The sequence below is a fragment of the Candidatus Saccharimonadales bacterium genome (assembly GCA_035457485.1).
GTDB lineage: Bacteria > Patescibacteriota > Saccharimonadia > Saccharimonadales > EFPC-124 > DATIBO01.
The window spans coordinates 1-2926 of the sequence record DATIBO010000011.1; the positions used below are offsets into that span (position 1 = coordinate 1).

Consider the following 2926-nt stretch of genomic DNA (forward strand, 5'->3'; position numbering starts at 1 on the left):
TCGAAACCGAGATGATGCTGCCCGAAGGCAGCTCGATCCAGGTTCGGCCTCCATTAAAGAAGTTTAAGCCGATTGCCCTACGGCCAAACAATACTGTGCATTCACCGGGTTCCATTCCTGCCCGGCTGGGTGGCAGCGGCACGGATTTTTTTGGAGTCCGGGAATATCATCCCGGCGATTCCCTGCACACTCTCGACTGGCGTCTTACTGCCCGCCACCCGGGCAAGTTTTTTACCAAAGAGTTTGAGCAGGAGGAAATTGCTGAAATTGGACTCATACTCGATGCGCGCCCGAACAATGAACTGCGGATCAGGGAAGAGAGTCTGTTCGAACACAGTGTCGGTGCAACCGCCTCACTGGCAGAAATGTTTTTACACCAGGGACATCGAGTGAGTCTGCTTGTGTTCGGGGGAAGGATTGCAAGCGTCTTTCCAGGGTACGGCAAGACACAGCTGCATCGCATCTTGAGTTGCCTGTCCAACGTCAAGATCGAGCCAGCGGAAGGAGTTCTTGCCTATTTTGATTTCCTGCCCATACGCATGTTTCCCAATCATGCTTTGATGATCATCATGAGTCCAGTGACAGCAGGAGACAGACCTTTCTTTCAGCGTCTGCGGGCGTATGGGTACCAGGCATTGTTAGTGAGCCCTGACCCAATCGATTTTGTACATGCAGCTTTGCCTCAAGACACTGCCAGTCAGCTGGCAATTCGGGCTACTCGCCTCGAGCGCAAGTTTCGATTAAACAGCATTTCGCAATTGCATATTCCAGTCATTGACTGGCAGGTGAGCCAGCCCTTATTTCCCTTGGTACGAAATTCCCTGACCAGGTCGCGAAATCCGCGGGAATTATAAGGAACAGAAACATATGTCCCTTCGAAAACCTCTCTTCATGATTTCCCTGATTATCTTGGTGCTTTGCCTGGCAGCAGGATATGGGATCGCTGGAAAGTGGATTGGAGCATCAGTTGCCATTTTTATGGGCCCGGCCTGGCTCTTTGCGCGAAAAAATACTGGCCCGTGGCTGCCATTCATTTGTCTCCTGGCCTCCGTTGGTTTGGCAGTAGCAGGAAGATTGTTCGGAGCTCCATATTTGTTGATGATTTTCGGTTCAGCCCTTGCTCTAGCAGTTTGGGATCTTGTATGCCTCGATACTGCATTGGGTAAGAATTCATTGGCAGTGCAAACACACCGATATGAAAACGAACATATTCAATCACTGGGTCTGGCGCTGGGTTTCGGACTTTTTGGGGCCCTACTTGGGCCCTTTATAAACCTCCGGCTTCCTCTTATTGTTTTGATGCTCCTTATCGCATTTGCGCTATTTGCTCTGGACCGCGTTTGGGGTTATATGAAAGGAACAGAGCATCTGTAATCTGCTGGGTAATATACCCTCTGTGACTATAATAGTGAGACACCTCCCCCGTATAATTTAGAGTGCAGGGCGGAGGAGAAAATGGTATGTTAGAAGAGATAAGTGAAAAGGTAAGAGAAGAAATGCCGAAGACTGAGGTAATCGCGAAAGCGAAACGCAAGCAATTTAGTGCTGCGGAAAAACTACGAATTCTGCGGGAGGTGGATGCCTGCCAGGGCTCGGGGGAGATCGGAGCTTTGTTGAGGCGGGAGGGGATCTACTCTTCGTATCTCAGCACCTGGCGGAGACAGCGAGAGCGAGGGGAGCTGGATGGACTGGCGCCGCAGAGACGCGGGCCGAAACCGGATCCGCAGGCCGAGGAGATCGCCCGGTTAAAGCGTGAGAACGAACGCCTGCAAAAGCGCTTGGAACAGGCGGAGCTGATTATCGATTTCCAAAAAAAAGCGGCGCAGCTATTTGGGGGGACGTTGGAGACGCCGGATCGGGACGATCCGAGTTGATCGCCTTGACCGAGCAGTTGGCCGAATCGGTGGGTGTAGCTCCCGCTTGCCAGGCACTGGATATGCCCCGGAGCAGTCTCTACCGGGCACGCCGTGAGAGCGAACCCGAGCCGGTGTGTGAGGCGCCTGTCTCTCCCCGTGCCTTGCCGCCCGAGGAGAGAGCAGAAGTTCACGAGATTCTCGACAGTGAGCGTTTTGCCGATCAGGCGCCGCGCGAAGTGTATGCGACCCTGCTGGACGAAGGCACGTATTTGTGCTCGTGGCGGACGATGTACCGTATTTTGGAAGAACATCAGGAAGTCCGGGAACGTCGCAACCAGCTGCGTCATCCGCAGTACACCAAGCCGGAGCTGCTGGCGACAGCACCCAACCAGCTGTGGAGCTGGGATATCACGAAATTATTGGGACCGACCAAGTGGACCTATTACTATCTCTACAACATCCTGGATGTCTTCAGCCGTTACTCTGTTGGATGGATGATCGCCGAACGCGAATCCGCCAGCCTGGCCGAGGATCTGATTGCTGCCACATGCATCCGCCAAAACATTCAACCAGGACAGCTCACGATCCATGCTGATCGCGGCAGCTCGATGACCTCCAAGCCGGTGGCGTTGCTGATGTCAGATCTGGGCGTGACGAAAACGCACTCGCGTCCACACGTCTCCAACGACAATCCGTTCTCAGAATCCCAATTCAAAACGTTGAAGTACCGGCCAGACTATCCGGAACGCTTTGGCTGCCAGCCGGATGCCCGTAAATGGGCGACCGATTTCTTCCAATGGTACAACTACGAGCATCACCACACCGCCCTCGGGCTGCTCACCCCCGCCGATGTTCATTTCGGCCGAGCACAATCTATTCTCGACCAACGACAGCAAGTCTTGCAATCTGCCTACCTCAAGAACCCCGAACGCTTCGTGAAGGGCTTACCCAAACCGCTTCCTTTACCCACCGCTGTTTGGATTAATCCGCCTGTGAAACAACCGCAGGATGTATCTGAAATTAGAGCTTAAATTCTGAAAACAGGTGTCTCAAACTGTTGACACATTCCG

At 53.2% G+C, this 2926-nt stretch carries 3 protein-coding genes; all 3 read left to right on the plus strand.

Going from position 1 to position 2926, the window contains the following annotated elements; all coding sequences use genetic code 11:
- Positions 1 to 854, plus strand: an 854-nt coding sequence (locus VLA77_05095; GenBank protein HSE29931.1) for a DUF58 domain-containing protein, incomplete at its 5' end; no start/stop codon positions are given.
- Positions 855 to 867: 13 nt separating this feature from the next.
- A complete protein-coding gene (locus VLA77_05100) occupies positions 868 to 1374 on the plus strand; it encodes a hypothetical protein (GenBank protein HSE29932.1) in 507 nt (168 codons plus the stop codon).
- A 122-nt stretch (positions 1375 to 1496) separates the two neighbouring features.
- Positions 1497 to 2887, plus strand: a protein-coding gene (locus VLA77_05105) for an IS3 family transposase (GenBank protein ID HSE29933.1) whose coding sequence is annotated in 2 segments (ribosomal slippage) — positions 1497 to 1820 and positions 1823 to 2887 — 1389 coding nt in all. Because the reading frame shifts where the segments join, the coding sequence is not laid out codon by codon here.
- Positions 2888 to 2926: the final 39 nt, after the last annotated feature.

What these genes read in the sequence shown, in the direction of transcription:
- VLA77_05100 (HSE29932.1), top strand. Translation starts at nt 868, where the DNA reads ATGTCCCTTCGAAAACCTCTCTTCATGATTTCCCTGATTATCTTGGTG.